The 490-nt window shown below is 44.7% G+C and carries 1 protein-coding gene; it reads right to left on the bottom strand.

Features of this window, described 5'->3' with window-relative positions; translation table 11 throughout:
- On the bottom strand, nt 1-490 hold a 490-nt coding region (locus tag AC0IXA_RS27140; protein WP_471814858.1), incomplete at both ends, for an aminomethyltransferase beta-barrel domain-containing protein.

The following is a 490-nucleotide window of genomic DNA, read 5'->3' on the forward strand; positions in this document are numbered from 1 at the left end:
CGTCAATTGTACCGCCGCCAAGACATTCGTCACCATCATAAAAAACAACCGCTTGTCCCGGAGTAACAGCACGAACAGGCTCATCAAAGATAACCATTGCTTCTTGCTCATCTGTCATTTTGACCTTCACATGGTGATCTTCTTGACGGTATCTGAATTTTGCTGTGCACGTTAATTCACCGTTTTCCCCGACAATATGAGGACGAGTCCAGCTGATATTAACAGCTGAAATGCTTTCAGAGTATAAAAGTGGATTGTGGAAGCCTTGTTCAACAAACAAGATGTTTTTCTCCAAGTCTTTCCCAACGACAAACCAAGGATCACCACTGCCGCCAATGCCAAGTCCTTGGCGCTGACCGATCGTGTAATACATCAGTCCATCGTGCTCCCCTTTTACTTCTCCGTCCATTGTCTGCATCACACCAGGCTGTGCAGGCAAATATTGACTAAGGAACGTTTTAAAGTTTCTTTCTCCAATAAAGCAGATACC

Source organism: Pseudomonas sp. AC083 (assembly GCF_979253165.1).